The sequence below is a fragment of the Candidatus Aquicultor secundus genome (genome assembly GCF_002791875.1).
Classification (GTDB): domain Bacteria; phylum Actinomycetota; class Aquicultoria; order Aquicultorales; family Aquicultoraceae; genus Aquicultor_A; species Aquicultor_A secundus.
Map to the genome: position 1 here is coordinate 3,858 of NZ_PFNG01000208.1, position 1,679 is coordinate 5,536.

At 54.1% G+C, this 1,679-nt stretch carries 1 protein-coding gene; it reads left to right on the top strand.

The genetic code is table 11. The annotated features are described in order from the left end of the window. Positions 1 to 1,679, top strand: a 1,679-nt coding sequence (locus COY37_RS08865; RefSeq protein ID WP_286977266.1) for a ComEC/Rec2 family competence protein, incomplete at both ends; no start/stop codon positions are given.

Genomic DNA, 1,679 nt, shown 5'->3' on the forward strand with positions numbered 1-1,679 from the left:
CGCTGGCCGTATCCGAGCTGGAATCAAGCCTGCTCTACAAGGCGGCCCGCCAATCGGCGCATGCAACCATCGAGGGATATATTACCAGCGACCCCACCTACCAGGAAGGTATTTCAAGTTTTAACCTAAAAGCCACCGCATATTATCTCGACGGCATGGCGTCTGACGATAGAAGGTGGCGGGTAGATGAGGAGGTCAGGATTAAGGTTCGCTCGCGCGGTCGCCTTAAGCTGGGGATGGGGGACGGTATCAGGGTGTCCGGCCGTTTTGCAATCCCTAAGTCAAGCGGTGATTTTGATTACCGGCGGTATCTTTACCATAAGGGTATTATGTCGGTTCTCAGCGCCCACCCGGATGATATCGAACACCTACCGCATCAGCGCCTCACAAATATATCTTCTATGTCTTCTGTAGTTTCATCTGTAATGTCTTATGCCGGATCGATACGGCGCTGGGTAAAGGGCATCAACTCGTCGTACCTGCCGCCGGATTGCGCCGGCCTTTTAAACGGTATCGTGCTCGGCGACATATCGACAATCGACGATGAAATCGAGGAGTCATTCAGGTCGACCGGCCTCACACACATACTTGCGGCATCCGGCATGAACATCGCCTTAGTGCTTGGCGCCCTCTGGCCGCTGCTGCGCCTGCTGCGCCTACGCCCGCGCTTGCAATTCGGTATTCTTGTAGCGTTTAGCGCCCTCTACACCATGGTAAGCGGGATGTCTCCCTCAATCACCAGGGCCTTTGTTATGGCGATAATCGCGCTTATAGCGTGGCTTTTCGGCAGGGGAAAGGACGGCCTCACATCGCTTTCCGCAGCCGTGCTGGTTATTCTTATCATAAACCCTTTTACGCTTTACGACATCGGCTTTCAGCTGTCGTTTGTCGCGACGGCTTCGCTGATTATGTTCGCATCCCGCTTCGAGCGCATTATGTCCGAGCTTCCCAAAGCCCTGCGGACCGGATTGTCCGTAACCATCGCCGCCCAGCTGGGGGTACTGCCTATTATGGTCTATTACTTCGGCCAGGTATCGGCCATCTCGCCGATCGCGAACCTGGTAGTTATCCCACTTACCGGGCCCGCGCTCGTTCTGGGGATGGTCGCGTTGCCGCTGGCCGCACTATCGAAATTTGCAGGCGCACTTCTTTTTTTTGTTGTAAAAATTATCCTAGAAGCCATGATACATTTAGCAAGCACGTTATCAAAAATCCCGGGTGCTTCACTATCCCTTGGTAGCCCTTCGCTCATAACGGTTCTTATAAGTTACCCTATAATAGCTGCTCTTGCCCTGTATTTTGAGAGAATAAACCTCAAGCTTAGGTTGTGGCATGCCTCACTACTGCTTATAGGGCTAGTAACCGCATCGATCTGGTGGCAGGTCGCGATATCGGCGCCGCCCACGGGTCTTGAGATTGATTTTCTGGACGTAGGCCAGGGGGATAGCGCACTCATAACCGCACCCGACGGCACGCGGCTCCTCATCGACGGCGGCCCCGACCCCGGAACTCTTCGAAAAAAGCTCGAGCAGCGGGGAATCAAGAAAATCGACGCCGTGCTTATAAGCCATTCCCACGCAGACCATGCCGGCGGTCTTAAGAAGCTTGCCGATGCGCTTACAATCGGCAGCATCATCTATCCCCGCAGCATGAAGGATTCAAGGGCCAGCTCCGCATTA